Raw genomic sequence first — 20,939 nt, 5'->3', positions numbered from 1 at the left:
TATTTGAAGATATTGGTGACGTCTTAAAGAGGATATTAATGGATATGAATGCTTTTTTTGTTTTTATGCTTGCAACTGTAGCAATTATGATAATTGGGTCTTTTGGGGCTTCTTTCATTTATTACATAACTATACACAGAAATGGTACTATTCAGTATATATTAAAAATATTTGTAATCGGACTTATGACTATTCCAATTGCAATTTTATTAATATTATCAACCTGTTACTATTTTTTTTGGATAAATGGTATTTATAAAATTTTGCGTTACTTTAAATTATCCAAGTCTCAAGAAAATAATACTGATGATAGTATGGAAGATGCGGATATCATTGTTCATCTTGTTCATGGTACATTCGAAACGAATGCATCTTGGACATTACCAGGCTCTAAAATTAGAGAAGAAATCAAAAATATAGGAAAAGAGATAGGTAGGAATATTGGTATTTCACGTTTTTGTTGGGATGGTAAAAATACAGTTGCCTCCCGAACTCTAGCTGCTGAAAATTTAAATAAACATATAGCACAGTTTCCTCAAAAAAATCAATATATTATTGCTCACAGTCATGGAGGTGCTATTGTAAGAGAAATGTCTCATTTGCAAAGCAATGATGATATTGCTGGAAAGATTCGTGGTGTTTGCCTTTTATCTCCTCCTTTTATCTTTCAACATGAAGTTATTCGAACATCAGGCAACTTGGGTTATATTTTTAGGTGTAGTGGTACTCTGGCTATTCAAGTGCTCCTTGCTGTATTCCTTTTGCCTTTTGATTTATACTCTTATAGTATTTCAGGTTTAATTTTCTTTATTACACTTTCTTTTGAGTGGGTGCTTTCTCAGAAATATAGTAATGAAATTTCTGAGGAATTAAAAAAAAATAAAGATTGTAATTCAATTGATTTTAATAACATTCAGATTTTTCATGCTATTGGAGACGAAGCTGATTCAGCTTTGAGGTTTATTAGCTCCCTTCACGAAGGGTGTTTCGCGTTATTATCACAATTAAAAGAAGTAAACTCAAAAGAAAATAAGCTATTAAAGTGCTCAGCAATTTTTAGTTCTATTGGTTACATATTATTAGCTATTATTTATTATTATGATTACATGATTTTAAGTATGGCTTTTATATTCAGTATTATTTTGACAATTATTTTTTATTTATATAATCTTCGTTTTAAAAGCTCAAATGATATTCCTATTGTATTGGCTATTGCTGCAATGCCAGTTGCGATTTTTTCTTTTTATCTATCTATTGCAAAAGCATTAGCTTATGGAGATCTACGTTTAATATTTTGCCCTCAAATATTTATCTCTTCATCAGAAACTCCTATAGGTGAGTACGAAATATTAAAACTATATCCAGAAACAGATTCTATGTTGATTCATTCGACACACTCACATCCAGAAGCCATAAACAATATTGTTAATTGGTTATATAGTAGTGAGTTAGAAAGGATGCCAAAATCTAATTTATAATAGGATTTTATAAAAACTGTATTTAGCATATTCCTTGTTAATTTAATAGGGATATGCTTCTAAATTAAACTTATAGGTAATATCTAATAATATTATTTAAGCTATTTCACAATGTGGCACTTCAACCCATTGTACATGGTTTTCTGTATAAATCTTGGTTGACTCCGCATCACTATGAGCCATTCGAGCTTGAGGATCAAAACCACGTTGTTTAAACATAAAGGCCGCCAATGCTCTTATTTCATGAAAGGTAGGTCTTTCATCTAAAGGCAAATGACTGGCAACGCCCACTCGATCACGTAACGTTGAAAATGCACGACTAAGATAATCAGGTGCAACTTGTGTTGGATGATTAACTTCTTTACTCACTTTATTTGGGATACGAGTAGGTAGTCTATGCACAATATAAGGGCTTGCCACATTGTCACGGCTATTATCGATAATATCCTTAAGTGCTTTGCCTATGGGGATCGCAATATGAGATGCCTCTTTATGTTGCACTTTTTGCCTGTGAATATAAATCATCCCGTATATTCCATTTAAAGGTTCCTCATACCATAAACACCCACATATGCCTTCTTTGGGGACTTTGATATTGTATTTTATGCGTGATACTTCAAGCCTTGCTTGTGTTGTTTGTAACGCCAGATCCATTGCTGTTCTTAACCAAGGTTCTGCGGATGCTCGAATTTTAAGAAAATCATCATAAGATAATCTTCTCCGTTTTTTCCCATCGACTCTTTTCATTTTCTTACGTTCAGCAGGGTTATCGAACATAAGAGATTCATCCATTGCGTAACTAAAAATTTTTTTTAGAAAACTGACCTTACGATTTTGTACATTGGCAGAAGCATCGGCATGATATTCATTAATATAGCCATTTACATGTTCCAGTGAGATTTCATTTGCGGGGATATCTTTAAAAAAGATCTTAATTCTCTCTAAGTCATTAACCCAGTTACTAAGTGTACTGTCTGATGGTTTCTCATCATTAGTGATCCGCAAAAATAACTTATCTAAATGTTCTGAGAGAGGGAGTGCCTCTCCATATTGCCCTCCCGAGTCAATAATTAATGAGTTAACAGAAACGCATTTTTCTGGTCGCATAATATTGTTGTATTCTCTGGCTATTGCGATAGCTTTTGCTTTATCTGCACCAATGCATTTTCTTAAACCATTAGTTAATGTAAGGCGATATTGTTTAACTGATTTATCAAAATAAAGAAAGTCAGGTAGATGCCTAAATTCCTTTCTTCTCGGTCTACTGGCCATATCACGAAGCCCTTATTAACTCATCGACACATGAAGAAATAACGGACTCGATACCCCAACGTTCGGATGAATATACCCAAACAGAACAATCAACGATTTTGCCTTTTAATAAACCTGTTTCTACCCATTTTTTTATGGTTCTATTATCTGGAATAGAACCTACTTCAAATTCTCGTTTAGCCCACGCACTAGCTTTCATCAGTTTTCCGCTCATTTTGGTCTTGCCTCATCATCAATAAAATAAGTCGGTCTGCTGTATCACAGGAGTGTTTGATTTCAGCGTCAGTGCATGGTCTATTTCTTACACTGAACGCTAACCGACCTAATTTAATATCAAAACTTGTTAATACTTGGTTCCCTGGTTTCCAAGGTGTTAATAATTTCATGGTGGTCACCCATTGGTCTTGAATAAGCCACCATGCTAATAACAACGAAAAGTAAAAACTGATTATGCTTAATCAACTTTTTACTCGAATAATTCCCTCTACTGGATAGCACTCTGCAATTTTTCCTTTGGTCGCGAGTACCTCTTTATCAATTAAACAATTTTGTTCATCAGGATAAATGTAGCCATAGGGCTCAAACTGACAATTTACCGAACTACATACCAAAAGGAATAAACCATACATTATTGTTCACTCCTTTGTTGCTCCGCGGGAGTAGGCTGAAGTTCAATTTTGACGTGTGCAGGAAAATCGTATGAAACATGGCAACGTCTATCTGTTGAAACAAAGCCATGTGTACCATCAGGTAATGTGATCTTTACGGTTTGGTCTTTTTGTTGAGAGTGTCTAAGCATTGGTCTTGCCTCTTTGTGACATGTCACGTTAATGAATGATAGCTGTATTAATGGGATATCCCAGTTGTAGCAATAACGCTTTTTGCATCGATGAAAGTGCTTGCTGTTCTTGCTCCGTGACATTTTTTGTTGATGCCGTAGACCATTCGATACTGCATTTATTGGTTGTTTCATCATGGGTAATAACAACTTCTAACTTCATGGCCATAACGTTTATCTCCTGATAATGCGCCCAATAAAGGGCGCTATTATGAATTAACGAACCATTAATGATCGGTCACCGACTTCTAAGTGAGCACCAGGTATTTCAATTCCGTTTTCAATCGCTTCTTTGATACCTTTTTTATCAGGTGCGGTGATGGTTTGAACATCAACCAACTCATCCGGCAACAAAGCCTCATTGTCGATAATGACTCGAACAACACCAGCTCTAGCAGTGAATGTATTTTTTGTTGTTTTTAATTTATCTAATCCTGAAGCCAATAAGCAGTTAAGAGCATATTTCTTTAGGTTTTTAGCTTGGTTTTCGAATGATTTTTTACGATCAGATAAACGTTTAGATTCCTCATCCAGTGTTTTAGCTTGACCTTCGATATTGCGAACGTGGTGCATAATTGCATCCAATTTATCACCTAACTCGCCCTCGATACCTTCCAACGTATCTGCGATATCTTCAGGAGAGAATTCTCCTGTTTCAACGAGTTGTTGTAATTTTTCGTAATTGGTCGCCAGTGCGATAGCAGTAGTATTGGTCATTAGATTGCCTCTTCTTTATGTTTCAGTTGGTCTAAACACTCTTTTTCGATTTGGTTTAATCGACGTAAACGGCCGGACAAATATTTCTCGTATTCTTCGTCTCGACGTTCTTGAGCTGATTTGATATGTGCAGAAATTTCTCGCGTTAATGTGGATGCAATGCCTCGCAGTTCATTCTCAGTAACAGCACTACGCATAACTTCCGTATGTTTAGTAAATTTCTCGTCTAATTCTTTGCGAATACGTGTGATATCTTCAGCTTTTTCACTCGCGTTTTTAATTTCAAATTCAAGCTTATTACTTGCTAAATATTCAGGGTTATCATGCATACCCATAAAGACATCAGAGCTAAAGCCAAGCATTGATAGTGCTTTTTTGATTGCATCAGTCAGCGATTTTTTAATAACTTCGCCATCAACTTTAATGCCATAGTTAGTCTGATAACGATAAGGAGTCGCCCCATAACTTTCAAACTCACCGCGGGTTTCACATTCGATGATGTACCAAAAACGGATCTTAATTGAGTGGTTTTGTTCGCAGAATAACGAGCCGTCACCATCCCGCAAAAAACGGGTTGCAACTTGTTTATTACGCTCATCAAGAACTGGTTCTAAAAGAGGCTTTCCATCAATAAATTTTTCTTCAAGGACTTCATAACCCCAGCCTTCACCAATAGGACCGAATATTTCAGTCGCACGCATAAACATGTAGGTGCTGTTTATGCTAGTTCCTACAAATCCCATGCCTTCTAACGGTTTAGTAAAGCGAGGGTCTGTACGTTGTACACGCTTCCAAATATTAAGATTATTTGCATCACCTAAGTTAAGAACTTCCTCAAGCACACTCGCGCGTTGCTCAAAATTATCGTGTTGTACTGATGGTGTTTCAGGCTCTTTAGGTTTTTCTGTTTGCTCAATCACTTGAGCTGTTTCTGCCTTAGGCGCTACTTCTTGCTTTTTACGCGAACGTTTAGGCTTAGTTTCTTTCTCAACTGTATTTTCTTTGGATACTAAAGATGCATTATCTGTTTGAGTTAACTTAGTAGTAATTTCTTCTTTTTTAGTGTTGTTAGATTTGCTAATGCCCAAATGCAGATCAATCAACTCTTTTCGTGCATTAGGATTATCTAATAACTCAGGTTGTTTTTTACTTTCAGCTATTAATGCAAAAATCTTTTCACGAGATATATCTAAGATGCCAGCTGTTGTGCGTAAATCCATTGACCAGCGTTTCCATGCTTTGTCGTCGTCATCTATTAGTTCTTTGGCTTTCTTTACTTGAGAGGGAAGAACATTATTAGGATCAAAATCATCTAACAGTGCTAAGGCGATTTCAGTATCTATAGTTGTGTAGTTACGCTTGATAGAAGATATTTCTTCTTGTGGTTGTTCTGGTTCTTCTGTTAGCCAACTTTCACCTAATGACTTAGCTTCTTCAACAGTGACATCTTCATTAGCGAACTCATAGATAGCCTGTGCTATTTCCATCGTTTGCTCAGCATCCATCAAAGATAATTTTGTTATTTCAGCAAGGCCTGTGGCGATATTACGAATTTTTGGATCTTCTGTGCCAGCAAGATATTTCAATGTAAAAGAGAACTCTTTGTTTGTTATTTGAGTCTTTCCAAATAATAACAGACTAGCGATACGAGGTTTTGTGGCCAGCTTTTTAAATTCTCTATATTCGATAGGTTTCCATTGAGTACCATCATACTCATTTTCAACAGCAAATTTTTCATCGAAAGCATCTAAAGTAGGGCATGCAGAACCGTCAAGATGCTCGCTAATTAACGGCTCATCAGTATTAAAGTTATCCATAGCTTCTGGATATGTTTCAGACAATTTTACTACTGCAGTCGCTGTTGCCAGTTTTGCATTAGCGGTGTTTAACGCTATTGCTAACGGTACAGCACCGTTGCTTGTACGAGCTTCGGTCGTAGGCTCAAATACACAGATAAAAGTTTTCATTGGTCTTGCCTCTTAATTTCCTGATTTTGCTAGTTTAATAGCTCGTTTAATGCCCGCTTTTTTGATAATTACACGCTTATATTTCCCATCAATGGGATTAGAGTAAGCCGTACCTGTTGAAGGGTAATATTCAACTCGTCTCTTACCTCCAATGATAGAAATATGTTGAGTGCCAGAAACTATCTCACTGTTATTTTCATGTTCAATAACAGATAGTTCAGCATCTAATACAGCATCAATTGCTAGATTAATTGCATCCATAATGTTCACCATCAGTAAGGAATTTCTTCATCTTCTTTAGCTATTGGTTTGCCTTCCAAGCAGAGAAGCATTTGGATCTGGTCTTCTAACAAACTTGTTTTTACTTGGGCATCAGCTAGGATTTTTTCTTGTTCATTACGTAGAAAATCAATTTCAGCGTGAATGAGATCAGTTTGAGTAGGCTTTTTAAAAGGAACATCAACAGTATGTTCTGCAATAACAAAACCTAACCCTGCATTGGGATCGGCTTTAAATGCGTAGGCGTTATATTGGTAAGAGCCATCGAACTGTTTTTGAGCATGAATATAGAGTGTGACGGTTAGGCTTTCAGGTTGTGCTTTCATAGCAACTCCTTTAAAATAACGGTGATCAGTGATTTATCATTGGTCTTGCCTCTTCTAGCGTTTGGTCGCGCTAGTAGAACTCTCGGTTAGCTTTGGTCGGCGACCCGAGGTAAAGGAACCCACTTCGGTGGGTTTTTTTACGTCTGTAACTTATTGCTCGTCTTTCCGAGCCGTCATGGTCATGTCTTTGTAGCTTTGGTCTTAAATATTCCCTAGTGCTGAATAAGAAGGTCTGAACACTTACCTAAACACTTGCTGTGTTGTTTTTGTTGTTAGTAAATCTACAAGTTAAAATTGAACATTGCAAGTCTATTTTACAAATAATTCTTGTAATTATGTGTGTAAAAAATTACAAGAGCTATTAAGCCCCTGTAATTTAGTTTGAATTTTATGAAAGGATTTTAAGCGTAACGCTTGTATGTTCTAGATTGACTGAGGAGGACTTTACCAAAAATGAAGAATTGGTCTTCATCTTCTTTATCAATATCCCAATCTCTGTAATTGGGATTATCAGAGATAACGGTTAATTTATTCTTTATCATTTGAAGTCTTTTAATGTGCAATGTTTGACCAAAAATGAAAACGTAAATGCCATCACCATCAAAATAATCTATGTGAACATCTATGAAAACCTGATCTCCTGGTTCAATAGTATTTTGCATACTATCACCAACTACAGTGATCATTTTTATATGGGCGCTAGGTCTGTTGCCAAATAAGCGGAGTGCTTCATCAGATGTATATTCAATAGCTCTAATTGTTTCAATAAATTCACTTTTATTAATAATGCCAGGGCCTGCGCTTGCTTCTATATCAAGTAGTTCAACAAGATAAGAATCACTCTTACGGACAACTGGCTTATTCATTACTTCAGTTGAAACATCACTCATAAAAAACCAATGTTCTGGATATCCTGAGAGACTAGACAATGCTGTTAAATTATTACCTCTAGGTGCTGTTTTACCGCTCACCCAAAATTGCACTGATTGAGGGCTAACACCGAGCCTACGAGCTAATTCTGATTGAGACCAGTTTCGCTCGGTTAGTATTTGGCTAATACGTGTAGCTGATACTTCATTCGGATTCTTTTTCATAAAATTATATTACAAGCTTTCCTTGTAGGGATCACTTCAAGAAAAACTTGATATTGTTGTGTGTTTGATTGTAAGATTAACTTGTAATTCAAAAAGGAGAAAACAATGACACCTTGTATAAAAAACAAAATTATCAATCTAGCGAGCCAATCAGAGATTGCTCGACGATTAAATACGAAGCCTCAAACAGTGCATTTATGGTTCAAAAATGGCGTTCCTGCTCTAAAGGTTTTAAGCCTGTGTGAATGCTTAAATTGGCAAGTAACACCTCATGAGGTTGCGCCAGAAATTTATCCAAATCAGTTTGATGGGCTTCCTAAATCATCATCAGTATTACAGGTATCAAATTAAAAAACTGATTATGTGTAATCAATTTTTTAGCGACAGGAGACGCAAAAATGAATTTTGATATCAACATTATCAGAGCTGAAATTGAAGATTGGGCGGTAGAACAAGGGCAAGAACATGTTGCCATCGAGATTAGTCGAGCTTATTTACGATTAGTGGTTAATCAAGAACATGGTCGATTATATGCCATTGAGGATCAAACTGGTAAGGCCGATTGGAAAGCAATCAATAATAACCGGCAACAGATATTTCGCTGGTTAAGAGGTGATTCTCGCGCATCTCAAAGAAAGATTGCGGAGTTAATGCCTGCGATTGAAATGGCACTACCGGCTTCAAGGTTAGCTCGAGTACGTGGAGATACAAAAAACTATTTAGCAACCGTGGCCATTCAGCGTTTTGCTGATGCTATGACTGAAATTTTATTAGAAGGTCGTGACATGTCACACCAAATAAACAATGTAGTACGTGCATTAAATGAGATATCACGCCCGACCCGCGTGCATTAATTCAAGAGGCAAGACCAATGATTAGATCAACTGAAAAAATCACATACCGCAATGGGTTTATGCTGAATGATAAGCCTGTTCATATTTCAGAAATTAGGGATATTTTTGAGGGTAGACGTGTTATTGCATTGTTAGTTTGGGAGCAGTATGAGAAGCAAAAACAAAAATTACTGTCAAAGAATTTAACCCCTGAGCAGTACCAAAATGCTTGCCGTAATATAGCTAAAGCACTGGGGGTGTGAAATGAGTAATAAATTAACTGGCTATGTATGGGATGCATGTGCTGTTTCAGGTGTTAAGGGTACCAAATTAATGATCATGGTACGCCTAGCTGATTATTCAAGCGATGAAGGGGTTGCTTATCCCAGTGTTGAAACTATTAGCCGTCAAATTGGTGCAGGAATTAGTACAATTCGTAATGCGTGTAATGAACTTGAGCGTGATGGTTGGTTAGTCAAAAAACAACGTAGAAATGGCAATCGTAACGCTTCAAATTTATATTTTTTAAATGTCGATAAATTAGAAAAAATTGCATTAGAAGAAAATGCAAAATTAAGAAAACAGCGTGAAAAACTATCAAATTCTCACCGTCCAGATTCTGACCGTTCAGATTCTGACCGTACAGAAAACGATAAAAATATACGGTTTGACCCTCCAGAATCTGGCGTTCAAGGGGGTTTTCACCCTCCAGAATCTGGCGTTCAAGGGGGTTTTCACCCTCCAGAATCTGGAGGCGATCCACAAGTAAATTCAAAACATGATCCACAAGTAAATTCAAAACATGATCCACAAGAATTACTCGAGGGGAAAAAATCGAAAAATAAATTCGATCCAAAATTATCTAAACCGTCAAATGTGAGTGATGAGGTTTGGCAGGATTGGATTAACTTCAGGAAAGAAATTAAAAAACCGCTGACAGAAACCATGTGCAAGCAACAAGCAAAAAAATTATCACTTTGCACCGATGCCAATGCTGTGATTTGCAATTCAATTGCTAACGGTTGGCAAGGGCTATTTCCTGAAAGAGCAGTAGTACAAACTCAAAAAGTAAATTCTCACACTGGGTTTAGCGAAAAAGATTACCAGTCTCAAGATCCGCATTGGTTTGTGGGAGGTGGAAATGTCTGAACAAAATTTACTAACTGCGGTGAATATTCCACCTCGCTTTGCTAATGCGACATTTGAATCATTTGTAGCCTCAACGCCAACAGCAAAACATAATTTAAAAATTTGTCAGCAGTACGTTGAAACTTGGGGTGACCGAAAAAACGCAGGAGAGGGGCTTGTACTGTGTGGAACACCCGGAACTGGTAAAACACACCTTGCAGTATCAATCGCCCGTCAGATTGCCGGAGAATTGCAAGAAACGGTATTCATTACCACAGCCTCACGTATCATTCGCGCTTTTCGAAGAACATGGGCTGGAAATTCAGAATTCAGTGAACTTGATGTACTTGAAAAATATTGCACACCTGATTTGTTAATTATTGATGAAATTGGTGTTCAGTATGGCACTGATTCTGAACGTAATATCTTGTTTGAGGTGATTAATGATCGCTACGAAGATTTGCTACCTACAATTTTGATAAGCAACTTGCCCGTTGTTGATCTACAAGAAATGCTTGGTGAACGAGCCGTGGACAGATTATTACAGGGTGGAACGGTATTAACGTTTAACTGGCCAACATATCGCAGAGGCAATCATCATGCATGAGAGAGAACTAGAATATGCGGTGATTAGTGGTTTGTTAGCTGGTGGTGCTAGTCAAGATGCGTATGAGGTATTAGCTACATTACCTGAAGAGGCGTTTAGCTCTGGATATTTCCGTAATGTCTACAAAGAAATTAAAAAACAAGCACTAGCAAGCTCTCTAATAGATCCATTTTTTATTGCTGACGCTCTAGGTGAAAAGGGCGATTTAGCAAATTTACTTGAGCTATCTAAAACACCTATTTGGACAGCGAATTTAAAAGGCTATGCTTCAAAAGTTTATAGTTATTATCGCGTTAGAGAAGTAATTCAATTAATCGCCAAGTATCAAAATGACATTACTACTGCAAATAATCATGAACAAGCTGAAGAATTTATTCATCAATTTGCAACACAAATTGGCCAGCTGACAATTGGTAGCCAGAACCTACTTCCTGTGCATTTAAATACACTACTTGAAGGCTATGTGGATGTTTTAGAACGCAGAAACAAAGGGGAAGATGCTGTTGGGATGATTAAAAGTGGTATTGAAGCTTTAGATGACAAAATAGGAGGCTTTAACCCAACAGACTTAGTTTTTATTGGTGGTCGTCCGGGAATGGGGAAAACAGAGCTTGCACTAACGATGACTGAGGGGATGACCAGAGATGGAGGCGGTGCATTGTTCTTCTCGATGGAAATGTCTAATCAGCAAATTACTGAGCGTCTAGTTGCAGGTTCTGCTCAACTACCAATATCAACATTGAGACATCGTGGGCGATTGGATGATGAAGGATGGGGGCGTTTAAGTTCAGCACTAGGCCATTTAATGGATAGAGATATTCATATCATCGATGCGAGTAATCTAACTATTGAACAAATATGTGCAATCAGTGAAAACCACAAACGTAAATATCCAAATTTGAAAGGAATTTTTGTTGATTATTTAGGGTTAATTAAAAAACCTAAAGCAGAACGTAATGATTTAGCAATTGCGAAAATATCTGCATCTTTAAAAGGATTAGCAAAGAGGTTACACACGCCAACTATTGCGTTAAGCCAGCTATCTCGTGATGTTGATAAAAGACCTATTAATCAACGCCGTCCTGTTTCTGCTGATTTACGCGATTCTGGTAGCTTAGAGCAAGACGCTGACTTAATTTTATTTACCTATAGGGAGGCCGTATATAACCCCAATAGCCCTGCGAAAAATTATGCCGAGATCATTATCGATAAATTTAGACACGGAGAAACCGGCACAGTCTATCAAGAATTTAAGAATGGCCACTATCTGCCTACCGACCAAATTACAGCGTCAGAAGTGTCCAAAATGCAACAACAATCACAGCAAAACGATAAAAGACGTCGTTACGCAGAAAAAGCATTTTAGTTAAAACAGAGGCAAGACCATGACAATTAAAGACTCTCTTACTCACGAATCTCTCGTTCGTGATAATCACCCTATATTACCCGACGATGGGTTAGACCATACACAGTGTCATATCGACCGTCTCCATGCGTCAGCAAGAGCAAGAACAAAAGCACCTTATCAACCTAAGGTTAAACCACAAAAATCTACGAGGTAATTATGTCTAGGCGTTCTTATTTGCCTGATGATTTACCTCACAATCGAGTTTTGTGGCCAGAAGAATATCGCGAGTTAGAACAACTTGATTTATTAGCTAGTCGATTAATTAGACAGCTTAAAAATCAAAAAATACATAGAACGCGAGTGTTGGTGGAAATTGAAAAGTTGCCTGAGGTACATCGGAAGTTTTTTAGAGATAGGTTGAATTATTGGCGTGAGGTGATGAGGGCATAAGTAATGGCAAAAACAGTAGCAGAACGTAAAGCGGAGCAACGTAAACGGCAGAAAGAATTAGGTGTAACCAAAATTGAACTACTTGTAGATAATCAAGAATTGGAAATGTTAAAGCGTAATTGTGTATTACGCATGCCTGGTCGAGAACCGTATGATGTTGTTGAATACTTACAGATGCTTATTCGTAAAGATGATGCTGAGTATAAAAGGCAAGCTGAGAAGTTATCTAAACAAAAGTGTAAACGCTGTGGTGAGCAATTACCTGTTCAACAATGCTGTTTGTCTGGTGATTCACAATGTTGGGTAACCAAAGGATATCATGAGGTAAAATTGAGTATATAAATACATTAAGAATACTGGTTGTCAAATGTTAATATACCCGAAGTTTTTTGGTTGACAAAAACACGAAAATGCGAAAATATATATCTGACATTTCACAATATAGGATTTAATACGAATGGAAGATAGAAGTCTTGCCCCTTGTTGGGATATTCAACCCTCTTTAGAAGAAAAACCAGTTACTTATTTATTGAAATCTATTGCTGGTGTACTAACTGAATTGCCTAAACATGAACATAAATTAGATTGTAATTGGATCAATGGTGTTCGTGCTTATGGGTGGGTCAAAAATCATATTCAAGATACTGCAGAAGAAGGCATTATACCAGAATTAAAAATGGTATATGACAAACTGGATTTTGTCTTTGCAATTAATAATATACCGATTCAGTTTTCAAAGGATTGTATTAGTGAACCAAAGAAAAAACATCGTTTAGTTCGAAATAAAGCAGAATTTAAACAATTAACATTATTTGGTGGTGATGATTCAGAAGCTGAAGAAGATCTCATTTGGCGTGTTCTTGCTGAGCCATTCTATATTGAAGATACGGATGATTATCCTCAGTGGGATGTAGCTTTAGTTGGGATTAATCAATATGGCGCATGTATTAGTGAGATTAGATACCATGAGGCAGTTTCTGTTCCATTAATGGATAATTCAGAAGCGAGACCTGAAGCGACTGACATTAGTGATGCACCACTTAAACGTCGTAACGCACCAGATGAAACTGTGAAAAAAGATGGAACTGTTTGATTTTAAATCAGGCTATAGAGGGGATAAGTTACGTCTTGCTAGGATGGCGAGGGGGTTGTCGTGTGAAGAGTTAGCGACAGCTTTAGGTAAAAGTAAACAATATATTAGTAAATTAGAGAAAGGATTTAAACCATCAGAAGAGCTAACTGATGAGATTGCAAGGCATTTGAATATATTGCCTAATTTTCTATTTAGTGAGCGTAGCTACCCAATAGAAGATGAACAATGTCATTTTAGAAGTAAAAAATCGAGAACTAAAACTTTAACTAATAGCATATTAGCTAGGGCTGAAATCTTGAGTTCTTTATTATCTGCTCTTGAAGATGAAATTGAATATCCTGAACTAAATATTCCGGATATTTCAGATCGAGCAATGAGTACATTAGATGATATTGAACGAATAGCTGAGAGTTGTCGTCGTTATTGGGGGATTGGTTTAGGACCAATAACATCTATGGTTAAATTCGTTGAGAATTTAGGCATTATTATCGCACATGTGTCCGATGTTGATGACAGAGTTGATGCTTTTACTGTAAATAGTAAGAGGCCAATAATAATTCGTAACGATGCTAAAAGTTCTGTATGTCGATTTAGATCCGATATTGGACATGAATTGGGTCATATTGTTTTACACGATGGAATTATTACTGGAGATAACTTAACTGAGAGTCAAGCAAATCAGTTTTCTAGTGCTTTTATGGTTCCAAGAGTTTCTTTCATGAAAGAATTTCCTAAAATGAAAGGGCGTTATTTAGATTGGAGTGCTTTAGTTGAGTTTAAATTACGCTGGAGAGTAAGCCTAAGAATGATAATTTATAGAGCTTCAGCTTTAGGGTTAATTACAAAAGACCAAGCAAGACAAGGATATATGTATCTTAATACAAAAGGATATACTGCAATTGAGCCTGGAGATAATTCTATCCAAGTTGAAGAACCAACATTACTTACTAGAAGTATTGAAATGTTAGACGACCTATCATGGAATAACATTCTTGTTAAAACAGGGATTACAAGAGAGTTAGTACGAGAATTGTTTTGTGTTAATAAACCAATTAGCGATAAAACTTCTTTTATTTATTCGGTTAGCTAATTCCTATATAATCATACCATTGGTCTGAACACCCCCAATCCTAAATATTTGCTGTGTCAACTGAGAGTCAAGTATGGCACAGCATAGCTTTATCAAAATGTCTAACGATACTCTTGTACCAGCTAACCCTGTTACGAGAGATTTTCTGCATTCAAAAATCAAGTGTGGTGATGTGCTTTCAGCTAATTTTAAGAAAGCTCGTAACCCTAGATTTCATCGTAAATACTTCGCATTACTCAACTTAGGCTATGAATATTGGGAACCAGTTGGCGGTACCATTTCACCTGAAGAAAAAGAGCTTGTGCGTGGTTACATCAAATTCCTTTCATATTACACGGATAATGCTGACGCGCTGTTATCAGCATCCGATATCTATCTAGAAGAAGTTGCACAAAATCGTGCACAAAATATCTCAGTAACAAAATCATTTGATGCTTTTCGCTATTGGGTTGTAGAGCAAGCCGGTTATTACGATACGTTTGAAATGCCTGACGGCAGTTTACGTCGTGTCGCTAAATCAATCAGCTTTGCAAATATGGACGACTTAGCATTTAGCGAACTCTACAAAGCCACACTCGATGTGCTTTGGAATTTTATCCTTCGTAAGCAATTCCCTACTCAAAAAACTGTAGAAAATGCAGTATCTCAATTATTAAGTTTCACATAGAGGCAAGACCAATGATCAAATCAAAGACCAAAGAAGAAAGACAGTGGCTATCAGATGTAGCGGAACTGGGTTGTATTTGTTGTCGCAATATGGGGTTTGGGGCAAGTAGAGCGGAGATCCACCATGTTAGAACAGGGCAGGGAATGGCACAGAGAGCTAGTCATACAGATGTTTTACCTTTGTGCCCACCACATCATAGAGCAAGTTATGAAACCGGCTTTCACGCTTCGCCTAAATCGTGGCAAGAAATTCATGGTAGCGAGATTGAGTTATTAGAACAGACTAAGCAAGAAGTAATGGAGTTACGAGCATGTCGAGTATAAAGAGCATATCAGATGGGTTAAAACTTGATTATGATCAGGTTGCATGGATCCAGCCTTGGTTATCAAAATTTGGAGCATGGGTATATTCAGGGAGGATAGAAAAAAGGCAAAGCAGTATTATTGCTGAATTTATGGAGACAGTAGAAAGGCGTGATTATCCTGAGCGAGAAATGTGTAATGACGATGACGGGATGTTGATCGCTAAAGTGGTCGATAAAATTTATCACATAGACAGAATAGCGTTTACGCTCTTGTTACTGCGTTATGCCTTCGGTAGTTCAGATCGCGCTATTGCTCGTTATTACCACAATATAGCAAAACCGCGACAAATGATTAGACGCAATAGAACGGTAGAATATAGAAAACCTTCTATGTCTACATGCAGAAGAGAAATTGAGGACATAATTAGTTCAGCTGAATATTTAATTTACCCACATTTAAAAGATGCATTTAAAAAACGAGAAAAAGAGTGGAAAAGTAAAAATAATAGTAAGAACGTGTTGACTTCTTTGAGCCAATGATCCACTATTTAAGTATAAGTTGCCGTTTTTATACAGTGACCAACTAACCCAGCCTAAGTGCTGGGTTTTTTTGTATCTAAAACAGATAAGAGTTGCTGTTTCCTTTGTTCAGAGTTACATGTGTGTTCACGACCAATAACTGACCAAAGGTATTAAAATATCATGTTAAAACATAGTGATATGACAGAAGAGGCAAGACTTGTTTTTGAAGTTGTTCCGCACACGATAGAGGTTACGGTAAATGAAGTTGCAGAATGCACTTATTTAACTGAGGAACGTTGTCAATTGATATTAACGCAGTTGGCGATGGCGGGACTAATCAAAGAAAACATCAAAGGAAATACATTTCAAAATATCTAATACTGTGAAAATGGGCGACTGTAAAAGTGTTGGTAGCACCTTTACAGTCATTCACCCGTTCTGGTAGATCACGGACAAACTAAAGCCCACTGCTTATGTGCACAAAGCATAGTGAGCTTATCAAAAAAGGTTCTCCTGATCTATGAAAAATACTGTGAATTTAAACAGTGTGAATTTAGTCAATGATGACTCACTCAGCTATATAAAAACACTTCCCGATAATTGTATTGATTTAATCGCAACTGACCCGCCTTACTTTCAGGTGAAGTCTTGTAGTTGGGATAATCAGTGGGAAAACGTAACATCATATTTATCTTGGCTTGATGAAATGCTTGCAGAATTTTGGCGGGTATTAAAGCCTAACGGTAGTCTTTACATTTTTTGCGGTTCTAAACTAGCGTCGGATACAGAATTACTCGTCCGTGAAAGATTTAATATTCTAAGTCATATTGTATGGGCTAAACCATCAGGGCCTTGGCGTAGGGCATGTAAAGCCGATTTACGCAGTTTCTTTCCAAGCACTGAAAGAATTTTATTTGCTGAACATTATCAAAGCCCATATAAGGGTAAAAGCAGTGTCTATCTTCAGCAATGCAAAGAGCTTAAAGAAAACGTATTTAAGCCTTTAATTGAGTATTTTAAATCTGCACGTGAATCATTAGGAATAACAGCAAAAGAAATAAAGCAGGCAACAGGTAAGCAGATGGCTTCACACTGGTTTAGTTATAGCCAATGGCAACTACCTAGTGAAACTGATTACAAAAAACTGCAAGAGCTGTTTCAGCGTGTAGCAAGTGAAAAGTTTAGTAGTAATCCTTTAAATCGTGATCATGCTGATTTGATAGAGGCACAGGCTTCTCTTAGTCGAGAGTACCAGGAGCTTGCTGAACAATATCAATTATTACGTCGTCCTTTTTCTGTCACCGTTGATGTTCCTTACACTGATGTATGGACGTATCCACCTGTACAATATTACGCAGGTAAACACCCTTGTGAAAAACCAGCTGAAATGATGGAACACATTATTCGCTCAAGCAGTCGCGAAGGTGATCTGGTTGCTGATTTCTTTATGGGGTCAGGTGCAACACTAAAGTCTGCATTAAAGTTAAATCGTCGAGTTCTTGGGATTGAACTTGAGAAAGAGCGATTTGAACAAACCACACTGGAAATAGAACAGTTTAGATTACGAAAGTGATTATGACTAATTCCGACTTTTATTAACTAATAAGCCCCAAGCTAAGGGGGAGGTATGAAGAAAATGCCATATAAAGACCCCAATAACTATAACTGGCTTGTGGGCATACTTATCAGCGTTATGACTTTGTTAGGCACTGCAGCTAGTTGTGCTTATAAAGCGTTGAATGGGGAGCATATAAGTTGGGGAGTATTTTTCCTTCAAGTTATCGTCTCTATTTTTGCTGGTGCAATGGTGTACCTAGCGTCTAGCTATTATGAGTGGGTTCCAGAACTTGCTGGTGGTATTGCTGGTTTAGCCGGTTGGTCTGGAGCTGAGTTAATTAAAACACTAGAAAAACGGTTTTTAAGGAAAGTTAGCGGTGAGTAAATTTGTATTTAGTACACGTAGTGAAAAGAACATGCAGGGTGTTCATCCTGATTTAGTCAAAGTAACTCGACGAGCACTTGAATTAACAGATATCGATTTTATGGTTATTGAAGGAAAGCGTAATGAAGCTCGTCAACGTCAGTTGGTCATTAATGGTAAAAGTCGAACGATGAATAGTCGGCATCTTACTGGTCATGCTGTGGATTGTGCTCCTATCGTGAATGGCTCAATACCTTGGCAAGAATGGTCATACTTTAAAAAAGTGGCTGAAGCGATGATCCAAGCAGGTAAAGAGTTTGGTATTGATGTTGAGTGGGGCGGTAATTGGGATTCATTTAAAGATGGCCCTCATTTTCAATTAACGTGGAAATCATATCCAGTATAATGTCTATGAATATCACCAAATTACTCGCTGGTGGTTGTGTAGTATTGGCGTTCTGGCTCTGGTGGGTAATAGATGACTATGGAACGTTAAAAGCTAATCACAAATTACTTACTAGTTCGTTCAATGAGCAAGTCAATATCAATCAAGATTACCAAGCACGCATAAAATCCCTTCATGATCTAGATGTAAAACATACGCAGGAACTCGATAATGCTAAAACTGAAATTAGCCGGTTACGTGATCTTAGTGAGCGTCATCCTGAGCGGGTGTACATCAAAGCCAACTGTCCAAAATCCGAAGGCGTTACCACCTCCGGCGTGGATGATGCAACCACCGCCCGACCTACTGACACCGCTATCCGAAATTATTGGTTACTCAGAGAGCGAATTGCACAGTCAGAGCAAGTAATATTAGGATTGCAGGATTACATTAGAATGGAGTGTGTGAACTAAAAAAGCCCAGCATGGGTGCATGGGCAAACTAACAGGATATTAATCAAAGTATAGTGATGATTACTTAGTATAGCTTAAGTAGGTATATATACTAGATTGATAATTCTGATTAACCTATCTCTTACCTAAATAAAAAAACAAGATAAAAATAACCCTGTGAGTTTGGGCTCCCACAGGGCTTTCACTAGCATATGTGAAAACAATAGATTACCAATACCCAGCAAGCCAATCTGTTAATAATCAACGTAAGTTTTTAGAAAACAACAGTCTTGTTGTAATAGCGGTTTTTTAATGCGTCGTATTGTCGCTGTCTCCTATGTTAGCTATGACCTGCATTACCTCACAGTGAGCGCATAGTGAGAATCAAAAACAATGAATACCACCATTTTGTTATATTTTTCGGTCATTATCAGCAACGTCAGCTGTAGGTAGAAGAAAGGGCGTGACAACCGGAGAGACGAGTACAATTCATAAGAGTCAATCACAAAGCCTACTTTCGAGAGGGCTTTTTAATAGGCTAAGGAGATAAACACAATGGCAAAACCGGATTGGGGGATGCTACAACAACAGTTCCTCGCCGAACATGCTATAACAGGAATATCCCCTAAAGAGTGGTGCGAACTAAAGGAATTAAACTACGCAACAGCCCGACGATATATCAAAATATCCCGTGCGCAGAATGCGCAAAAAACTGCGCACAAAAAATTGCGCACTACGCAGAAAAAAGAAAGCGCAAAAGAGCTAATGCGCAATAGTGATATACCCGATGCGCAGAGCAATGGAGTCAGTAATACGCACGATAATGAAAACACGTTTAGTCTGCGCAATTATGGGCTAACAGAACAACAGATTAAATTTGTTAGTGAATACCTCATCGACTTAAATCGAACAGGGGCATATAAGCGAGCCGGTTATAAAGGCGAAGGAAATACAGCTTATGTCAATGCTACTCGAATGCTAAGAAATGCTAAGGTTTCACGAGCAATCACTGACGCATTAGCCGAACGGGAACGCAGAACAGAGATAACCCAAGATGCCGTATTAAAAATGTGGTGGGATATCGCAACTGCAGACGTTAACGAGTTGACCGAATACCGTCGATTATGTTGTCGTCATTGCTGGGGTTTTGGTTTTAATTATCAGTGGCGTGATTCGATAGAGTTTGAAGATGCTATTAAAAAAGCAGTCGTAGCAAAGAAACCGCCTCCACAAGATGTTGGGGGATACGGTTACGATGAAACATTAGATCCAAATCCTGATTGCCCCCGCTGTAATGGTGCTGGTATTGGTCGGGCGCATTTCCATGATACGCGTGATTTAACAGGGCCAGCGCGTCGAGTATTTGCTGGCGTGAAAGAAGGGAAGTTTGGTGTTGAGGTTATTACTCGTAATCAAGATGAAGCGCTTAAGATGGTTGCACAGCATTTAGGCATGCTGAAGAACAAGACGGAATTAACTGGTGCCGATGGTGGGCCTATTCAAACAACAGGAATAGATTTAAGTCACCTAAGTTTCGAGCAACTTATGCAATTAAGAGTAAAATCAAAGCAGTAAGATTTTAGTCAGTGTGATATAACAACATATTTAAATATTGCATCGAGCAGATAGGGAATATGTCTAAATATCGATTTTATGCATTGTATTTATTTATTGTTCTTTTTTTAGGTGGATTATTTATGAATCAATCTGTTGCCATGTCTAATGAGTCACCTGAAATTTTGGTTAGACAATTTCAACAAGATTACATGGAATGGAATGACTACGCATTTAGCCTTATGGGTTCGAAGCCTGATGAGTATACGGAGTTAGCAGATAAGGCGTGGCGTAGGCTATTAACTAAATACACATTACCTGATTTTGTAGGAGAACCCATTGCATTTGGTTCTGAATCAAGTCATGACCCCAAAAAAGAGAAAATATTGTCGGTAGTAAAGAGCACTAACAATATCACTGTTGTCACAACGCAATATATTGTACCTGATGGTTACTCACCTATTTATGAATATTATTTAATTTTTCAGGATGGGCGATGGTATTTAACGCAGGTTTATTTTGTTGATGAAGGGCAATTATATCCTGGTCTGTAAATAGTATAAATTGTACCAATTATCGTTCTATTTAACATAATGATGCTAATGCGCCCCTTC

At 37.5% G+C, this 20,939-nt stretch carries 31 protein-coding genes; 22 read left to right on the top strand and 9 right to left on the bottom strand.

Annotated elements, in window-relative coordinates; all coding sequences use genetic code 11:
• Positions 1 to 38: 38 nt before the first annotated feature.
• Entirely contained in the window at positions 39 to 1,478 is a 1,440-nt protein-coding gene (locus DK858_RS14275; RefSeq protein WP_109397973.1) for a lipase family protein, read from the top strand.
• A 96-nt stretch (positions 1,479 to 1,574) separates the two neighbouring features.
• On the opposite strand, the gene DK858_RS14270 is transcribed toward DK858_RS14275, so the two are convergent.
• The 9 genes from DK858_RS14270 to DK858_RS14230 form a co-directional block, all read right to left on the bottom strand.
• Complete coding sequence (locus DK858_RS14270; RefSeq protein ID WP_109397972.1) at positions 1,575 to 2,750, bottom strand: tyrosine-type recombinase/integrase; 1,176 nt, start codon at positions 2,748 to 2,750, stop codon at positions 1,575 to 1,577.
• Between the two features lies 1 nt (position 2,751).
• The gene (locus tag DK858_RS14265) at positions 2,752 to 2,964 is read right to left on the bottom strand and encodes a hypothetical protein (protein ID WP_020945460.1); all 213 of its coding nucleotides are present in this window, start codon (positions 2,962 to 2,964) and stop codon (positions 2,752 to 2,754) included.
• A 414-nt stretch (positions 2,965 to 3,378) separates the two neighbouring features.
• A complete protein-coding gene (locus DK858_RS18180; RefSeq protein ID WP_194294856.1) occupies positions 3,379 to 3,549 on the bottom strand; it encodes a hypothetical protein in 171 nt (56 codons plus the stop codon).
• Between the two features lie 28 nt (positions 3,550 to 3,577).
• Positions 3,578 to 3,757: a hypothetical protein gene (locus tag DK858_RS14255; protein WP_109397971.1), complete on the bottom strand. Its 180-nt coding sequence runs from the start codon at positions 3,755 to 3,757 to the stop codon at positions 3,578 to 3,580.
• 47 nt (positions 3,758 to 3,804) lie between these two features.
• Positions 3,805 to 4,305, bottom strand: a complete 501-nt coding sequence (locus DK858_RS14250) for a siphovirus Gp157 family protein (protein ID WP_103004851.1) — start codon at positions 4,303 to 4,305, stop codon at positions 3,805 to 3,807.
• Positions 4,305 to 6,272: a hypothetical protein gene (locus DK858_RS14245; RefSeq protein ID WP_109397970.1), complete on the bottom strand. Its 1,968-nt coding sequence runs from the start codon at positions 6,270 to 6,272 to the stop codon at positions 4,305 to 4,307. The genes DK858_RS14250 and DK858_RS14245 overlap by 1 nt, the downstream gene beginning before the upstream one ends.
• A gap of 12 nt (positions 6,273 to 6,284) precedes the next feature.
• Positions 6,285 to 6,533, bottom strand: coding sequence for a hypothetical protein (locus DK858_RS14240; protein WP_023843544.1), 249 nt, complete (start codon positions 6,531 to 6,533; stop codon positions 6,285 to 6,287).
• A gap of 11 nt (positions 6,534 to 6,544) precedes the next feature.
• The gene (locus DK858_RS14235; RefSeq protein ID WP_109397969.1) at positions 6,545 to 6,877 is read right to left on the bottom strand and encodes a hypothetical protein; all 333 of its coding nucleotides are present in this window, start codon (positions 6,875 to 6,877) and stop codon (positions 6,545 to 6,547) included.
• A gap of 401 nt (positions 6,878 to 7,278) precedes the next feature.
• The gene (locus DK858_RS14230) at positions 7,279 to 7,971 is read right to left on the bottom strand and encodes a S24 family peptidase (RefSeq protein WP_109397968.1); all 693 of its coding nucleotides are present in this window, start codon (positions 7,969 to 7,971) and stop codon (positions 7,279 to 7,281) included.
• A 105-nt stretch (positions 7,972 to 8,076) separates the two neighbouring features.
• Here DK858_RS14230 and DK858_RS14225 point away from each other — a divergent pair, with 105 nt between their 5' ends.
• The 21 genes from DK858_RS14225 to DK858_RS14125 all read left to right on the top strand — a co-directional run bounded on the left by DK858_RS14225 (position 8,077) and on the right by DK858_RS14125 (position 20,879).
• A complete protein-coding gene (locus DK858_RS14225; RefSeq protein ID WP_100159634.1) occupies positions 8,077 to 8,322 on the top strand; it encodes a transcriptional regulator in 246 nt (81 codons plus the stop codon).
• 47 nt (positions 8,323 to 8,369) lie between these two features.
• Complete coding sequence (locus DK858_RS14220) at positions 8,370 to 8,825, top strand: toxin YdaT family protein (RefSeq protein WP_109397967.1); 456 nt, start codon at positions 8,370 to 8,372, stop codon at positions 8,823 to 8,825.
• A 17-nt stretch (positions 8,826 to 8,842) separates the two neighbouring features.
• A complete protein-coding gene (locus DK858_RS14215; RefSeq protein ID WP_109397966.1) occupies positions 8,843 to 9,067 on the top strand; it encodes a hypothetical protein in 225 nt (74 codons plus the stop codon).
• Position 9,068: 1 nt separating this feature from the next.
• Positions 9,069 to 9,953, top strand: coding sequence for a helix-turn-helix domain-containing protein (locus DK858_RS14210; RefSeq protein WP_109397965.1), 885 nt, complete (start codon positions 9,069 to 9,071; stop codon positions 9,951 to 9,953).
• Positions 9,946 to 10,539: an ATP-binding protein gene (locus DK858_RS14205; RefSeq protein WP_099659441.1), complete on the top strand. Its 594-nt coding sequence runs from the start codon at positions 9,946 to 9,948 to the stop codon at positions 10,537 to 10,539. Before DK858_RS14210 ends, DK858_RS14205 begins: the two co-directional genes overlap by 8 nt.
• Entirely contained in the window at positions 10,532 to 11,905 is a 1,374-nt protein-coding gene (locus DK858_RS14200; protein WP_109397964.1) for a replicative DNA helicase, read from the top strand. The genes DK858_RS14205 and DK858_RS14200 overlap by 8 nt, the downstream gene beginning before the upstream one ends.
• 19 nt (positions 11,906 to 11,924) lie before the next feature.
• On the top strand, positions 11,925 to 12,101 hold the full coding sequence (locus DK858_RS14195; RefSeq protein WP_004250541.1) for a hypothetical protein: 177 nt from the start codon (positions 11,925 to 11,927) through the stop codon (positions 12,099 to 12,101).
• A gap of 2 nt (positions 12,102 to 12,103) precedes the next feature.
• A complete protein-coding gene (locus DK858_RS14190) occupies positions 12,104 to 12,337 on the top strand; it encodes a hypothetical protein (RefSeq protein ID WP_109397963.1) in 234 nt (77 codons plus the stop codon).
• Between the two features lie 3 nt (positions 12,338 to 12,340).
• On the top strand, positions 12,341 to 12,679 hold the full coding sequence (locus DK858_RS14185) for a hypothetical protein (protein ID WP_087726625.1): 339 nt from the start codon (positions 12,341 to 12,343) through the stop codon (positions 12,677 to 12,679).
• Between the two features lie 115 nt (positions 12,680 to 12,794).
• On the top strand, positions 12,795 to 13,430 hold the full coding sequence (locus DK858_RS14180) for a hypothetical protein (protein WP_087726624.1): 636 nt from the start codon (positions 12,795 to 12,797) through the stop codon (positions 13,428 to 13,430).
• Positions 13,417 to 14,520: an ImmA/IrrE family metallo-endopeptidase gene (locus DK858_RS14175; RefSeq protein WP_087726623.1), complete on the top strand. Its 1,104-nt coding sequence runs from the start codon at positions 13,417 to 13,419 to the stop codon at positions 14,518 to 14,520. The genes DK858_RS14180 and DK858_RS14175 overlap by 14 nt, the downstream gene beginning before the upstream one ends.
• A 73-nt stretch (positions 14,521 to 14,593) precedes the next feature.
• Entirely contained in the window at positions 14,594 to 15,187 is a 594-nt protein-coding gene (locus tag DK858_RS14170) for a DUF1367 family protein (RefSeq protein ID WP_109397962.1), read from the top strand.
• A gap of 11 nt (positions 15,188 to 15,198) precedes the next feature.
• Entirely contained in the window at positions 15,199 to 15,510 is a 312-nt protein-coding gene (locus tag DK858_RS14165; protein WP_109397961.1) for a Ref family recombination enhancement nuclease, read from the top strand.
• Positions 15,498 to 16,031, top strand: a complete 534-nt coding sequence (locus tag DK858_RS14160; RefSeq protein WP_109397960.1) for an antiterminator Q family protein — start codon at positions 15,498 to 15,500, stop codon at positions 16,029 to 16,031. The genes DK858_RS14165 and DK858_RS14160 overlap by 13 nt, the downstream gene beginning before the upstream one ends.
• Positions 16,032 to 16,193: 162 nt before the next feature.
• On the top strand, positions 16,194 to 16,391 hold the full coding sequence (locus DK858_RS14155) for a TrmB family transcriptional regulator (RefSeq protein ID WP_036908152.1): 198 nt from the start codon (positions 16,194 to 16,196) through the stop codon (positions 16,389 to 16,391).
• Between the two features lie 142 nt (positions 16,392 to 16,533).
• Positions 16,534 to 17,586, top strand: coding sequence for a DNA-methyltransferase (locus tag DK858_RS14150; protein WP_194294855.1), 1,053 nt, complete (start codon positions 16,534 to 16,536; stop codon positions 17,584 to 17,586).
• A 54-nt stretch (positions 17,587 to 17,640) separates the two neighbouring features.
• Positions 17,641 to 17,955, top strand: a complete 315-nt coding sequence (locus DK858_RS14145; RefSeq protein ID WP_306666608.1) for a phage holin family protein — start codon at positions 17,641 to 17,643, stop codon at positions 17,953 to 17,955.
• Positions 17,948 to 18,340, top strand: coding sequence for a M15 family metallopeptidase (locus DK858_RS14140; RefSeq protein WP_109397959.1), 393 nt, complete (start codon positions 17,948 to 17,950; stop codon positions 18,338 to 18,340). Before DK858_RS14145 ends, DK858_RS14140 begins: the two co-directional genes overlap by 8 nt.
• Positions 18,340 to 18,792, top strand: coding sequence for a lysis protein (locus DK858_RS14135; protein WP_410110870.1), 453 nt, complete (start codon positions 18,340 to 18,342; stop codon positions 18,790 to 18,792). The genes DK858_RS14140 and DK858_RS14135 overlap by 1 nt, the downstream gene beginning before the upstream one ends.
• 534 nt (positions 18,793 to 19,326) lie before the next feature.
• Complete coding sequence (locus DK858_RS14130) at positions 19,327 to 20,346, top strand: terminase small subunit (RefSeq protein WP_109397958.1); 1,020 nt, start codon at positions 19,327 to 19,329, stop codon at positions 20,344 to 20,346.
• Between the two features lie 122 nt (positions 20,347 to 20,468).
• On the top strand, positions 20,469 to 20,879 hold the full coding sequence (locus DK858_RS14125) for a hypothetical protein (RefSeq protein WP_161670942.1): 411 nt from the start codon (positions 20,469 to 20,471) through the stop codon (positions 20,877 to 20,879).
• The last annotated feature ends 60 nt before the right edge of the window (positions 20,880 to 20,939 follow it).

Origin of the sequence: Proteus faecis, assembly GCF_003144395.1 — a bacterium.
GTDB classification, from domain to species: Bacteria; Pseudomonadota; Gammaproteobacteria; order Enterobacterales; family Enterobacteriaceae; genus Proteus; species Proteus faecis.
This window is presented reverse-complemented; position numbering and strand designations above follow the sequence as displayed.

Bases quoted from the DNA above. Each gene is read 5' to 3' on its own strand.
- DK858_RS14275 (WP_109397973.1), top strand. From the start codon at position 39: ATGGATATGAATGCTTTTTTTGTTTTTATGCTTGCAACTGTAGCAATT.
- DK858_RS14270 (WP_109397972.1), bottom strand. From the start codon at position 2,750: ATGGCCAGTAGACCGAGAAGAAAGGAATTTAGGCATCTACCTGACTTT.
- DK858_RS14265 (WP_020945460.1), bottom strand. From the start codon at position 2,964: ATGAGCGGAAAACTGATGAAAGCTAGTGCGTGGGCTAAACGAGAATTT.
- DK858_RS18180 (WP_194294856.1), bottom strand. From the start codon at position 3,549: ATGCTTAGACACTCTCAACAAAAAGACCAAACCGTAAAGATCACATTA.
- DK858_RS14255 (WP_109397971.1), bottom strand. From the start codon at position 3,757: ATGGCCATGAAGTTAGAAGTTGTTATTACCCATGATGAAACAACCAAT.
- DK858_RS14250 (WP_103004851.1), bottom strand. From the start codon at position 4,305: ATGACCAATACTACTGCTATCGCACTGGCGACCAATTACGAAAAATTA.
- DK858_RS14245 (WP_109397970.1), bottom strand. From the start codon at position 6,272: ATGAAAACTTTTATCTGTGTATTTGAGCCTACGACCGAAGCTCGTACA.
- DK858_RS14240 (WP_023843544.1), bottom strand. From the start codon at position 6,533: ATGGATGCAATTAATCTAGCAATTGATGCTGTATTAGATGCTGAACTA.
- DK858_RS14235 (WP_109397969.1), bottom strand. From the start codon at position 6,877: ATGAAAGCACAACCTGAAAGCCTAACCGTCACACTCTATATTCATGCT.
- DK858_RS14230 (WP_109397968.1), bottom strand. From the start codon at position 7,971: ATGAAAAAGAATCCGAATGAAGTATCAGCTACACGTATTAGCCAAATA.
- DK858_RS14225 (WP_100159634.1), top strand. From the start codon at position 8,077: ATGACACCTTGTATAAAAAACAAAATTATCAATCTAGCGAGCCAATCA.
- DK858_RS14220 (WP_109397967.1), top strand. From the start codon at position 8,370: ATGAATTTTGATATCAACATTATCAGAGCTGAAATTGAAGATTGGGCG.
- DK858_RS14215 (WP_109397966.1), top strand. From the start codon at position 8,843: ATGATTAGATCAACTGAAAAAATCACATACCGCAATGGGTTTATGCTG.
- DK858_RS14210 (WP_109397965.1), top strand. From the start codon at position 9,069: ATGAGTAATAAATTAACTGGCTATGTATGGGATGCATGTGCTGTTTCA.
- DK858_RS14205 (WP_099659441.1), top strand. From the start codon at position 9,946: ATGTCTGAACAAAATTTACTAACTGCGGTGAATATTCCACCTCGCTTT.
- DK858_RS14200 (WP_109397964.1), top strand. From the start codon at position 10,532: ATGCATGAGAGAGAACTAGAATATGCGGTGATTAGTGGTTTGTTAGCT.
- DK858_RS14195 (WP_004250541.1), top strand. From the start codon at position 11,925: ATGACAATTAAAGACTCTCTTACTCACGAATCTCTCGTTCGTGATAAT.
- DK858_RS14190 (WP_109397963.1), top strand. From the start codon at position 12,104: ATGTCTAGGCGTTCTTATTTGCCTGATGATTTACCTCACAATCGAGTT.
- DK858_RS14185 (WP_087726625.1), top strand. From the start codon at position 12,341: ATGGCAAAAACAGTAGCAGAACGTAAAGCGGAGCAACGTAAACGGCAG.
- DK858_RS14180 (WP_087726624.1), top strand. From the start codon at position 12,795: ATGGAAGATAGAAGTCTTGCCCCTTGTTGGGATATTCAACCCTCTTTA.
- DK858_RS14175 (WP_087726623.1), top strand. From the start codon at position 13,417: ATGGAACTGTTTGATTTTAAATCAGGCTATAGAGGGGATAAGTTACGT.
- DK858_RS14170 (WP_109397962.1), top strand. From the start codon at position 14,594: ATGGCACAGCATAGCTTTATCAAAATGTCTAACGATACTCTTGTACCA.
- DK858_RS14165 (WP_109397961.1), top strand. From the start codon at position 15,199: ATGATCAAATCAAAGACCAAAGAAGAAAGACAGTGGCTATCAGATGTA.
- DK858_RS14160 (WP_109397960.1), top strand. From the start codon at position 15,498: ATGTCGAGTATAAAGAGCATATCAGATGGGTTAAAACTTGATTATGAT.
- DK858_RS14155 (WP_036908152.1), top strand. From the start codon at position 16,194: ATGTTAAAACATAGTGATATGACAGAAGAGGCAAGACTTGTTTTTGAA.
- DK858_RS14150 (WP_194294855.1), top strand. From the start codon at position 16,534: ATGAAAAATACTGTGAATTTAAACAGTGTGAATTTAGTCAATGATGAC.
- DK858_RS14145 (WP_306666608.1), top strand. From the start codon at position 17,641: ATGAAGAAAATGCCATATAAAGACCCCAATAACTATAACTGGCTTGTG.
- DK858_RS14135 (WP_410110870.1), top strand. From the start codon at position 18,340: ATGTCTATGAATATCACCAAATTACTCGCTGGTGGTTGTGTAGTATTG.
- DK858_RS14130 (WP_109397958.1), top strand. From the start codon at position 19,327: ATGGCAAAACCGGATTGGGGGATGCTACAACAACAGTTCCTCGCCGAA.
- DK858_RS14125 (WP_161670942.1), top strand. From the start codon at position 20,469: ATGAATCAATCTGTTGCCATGTCTAATGAGTCACCTGAAATTTTGGTT.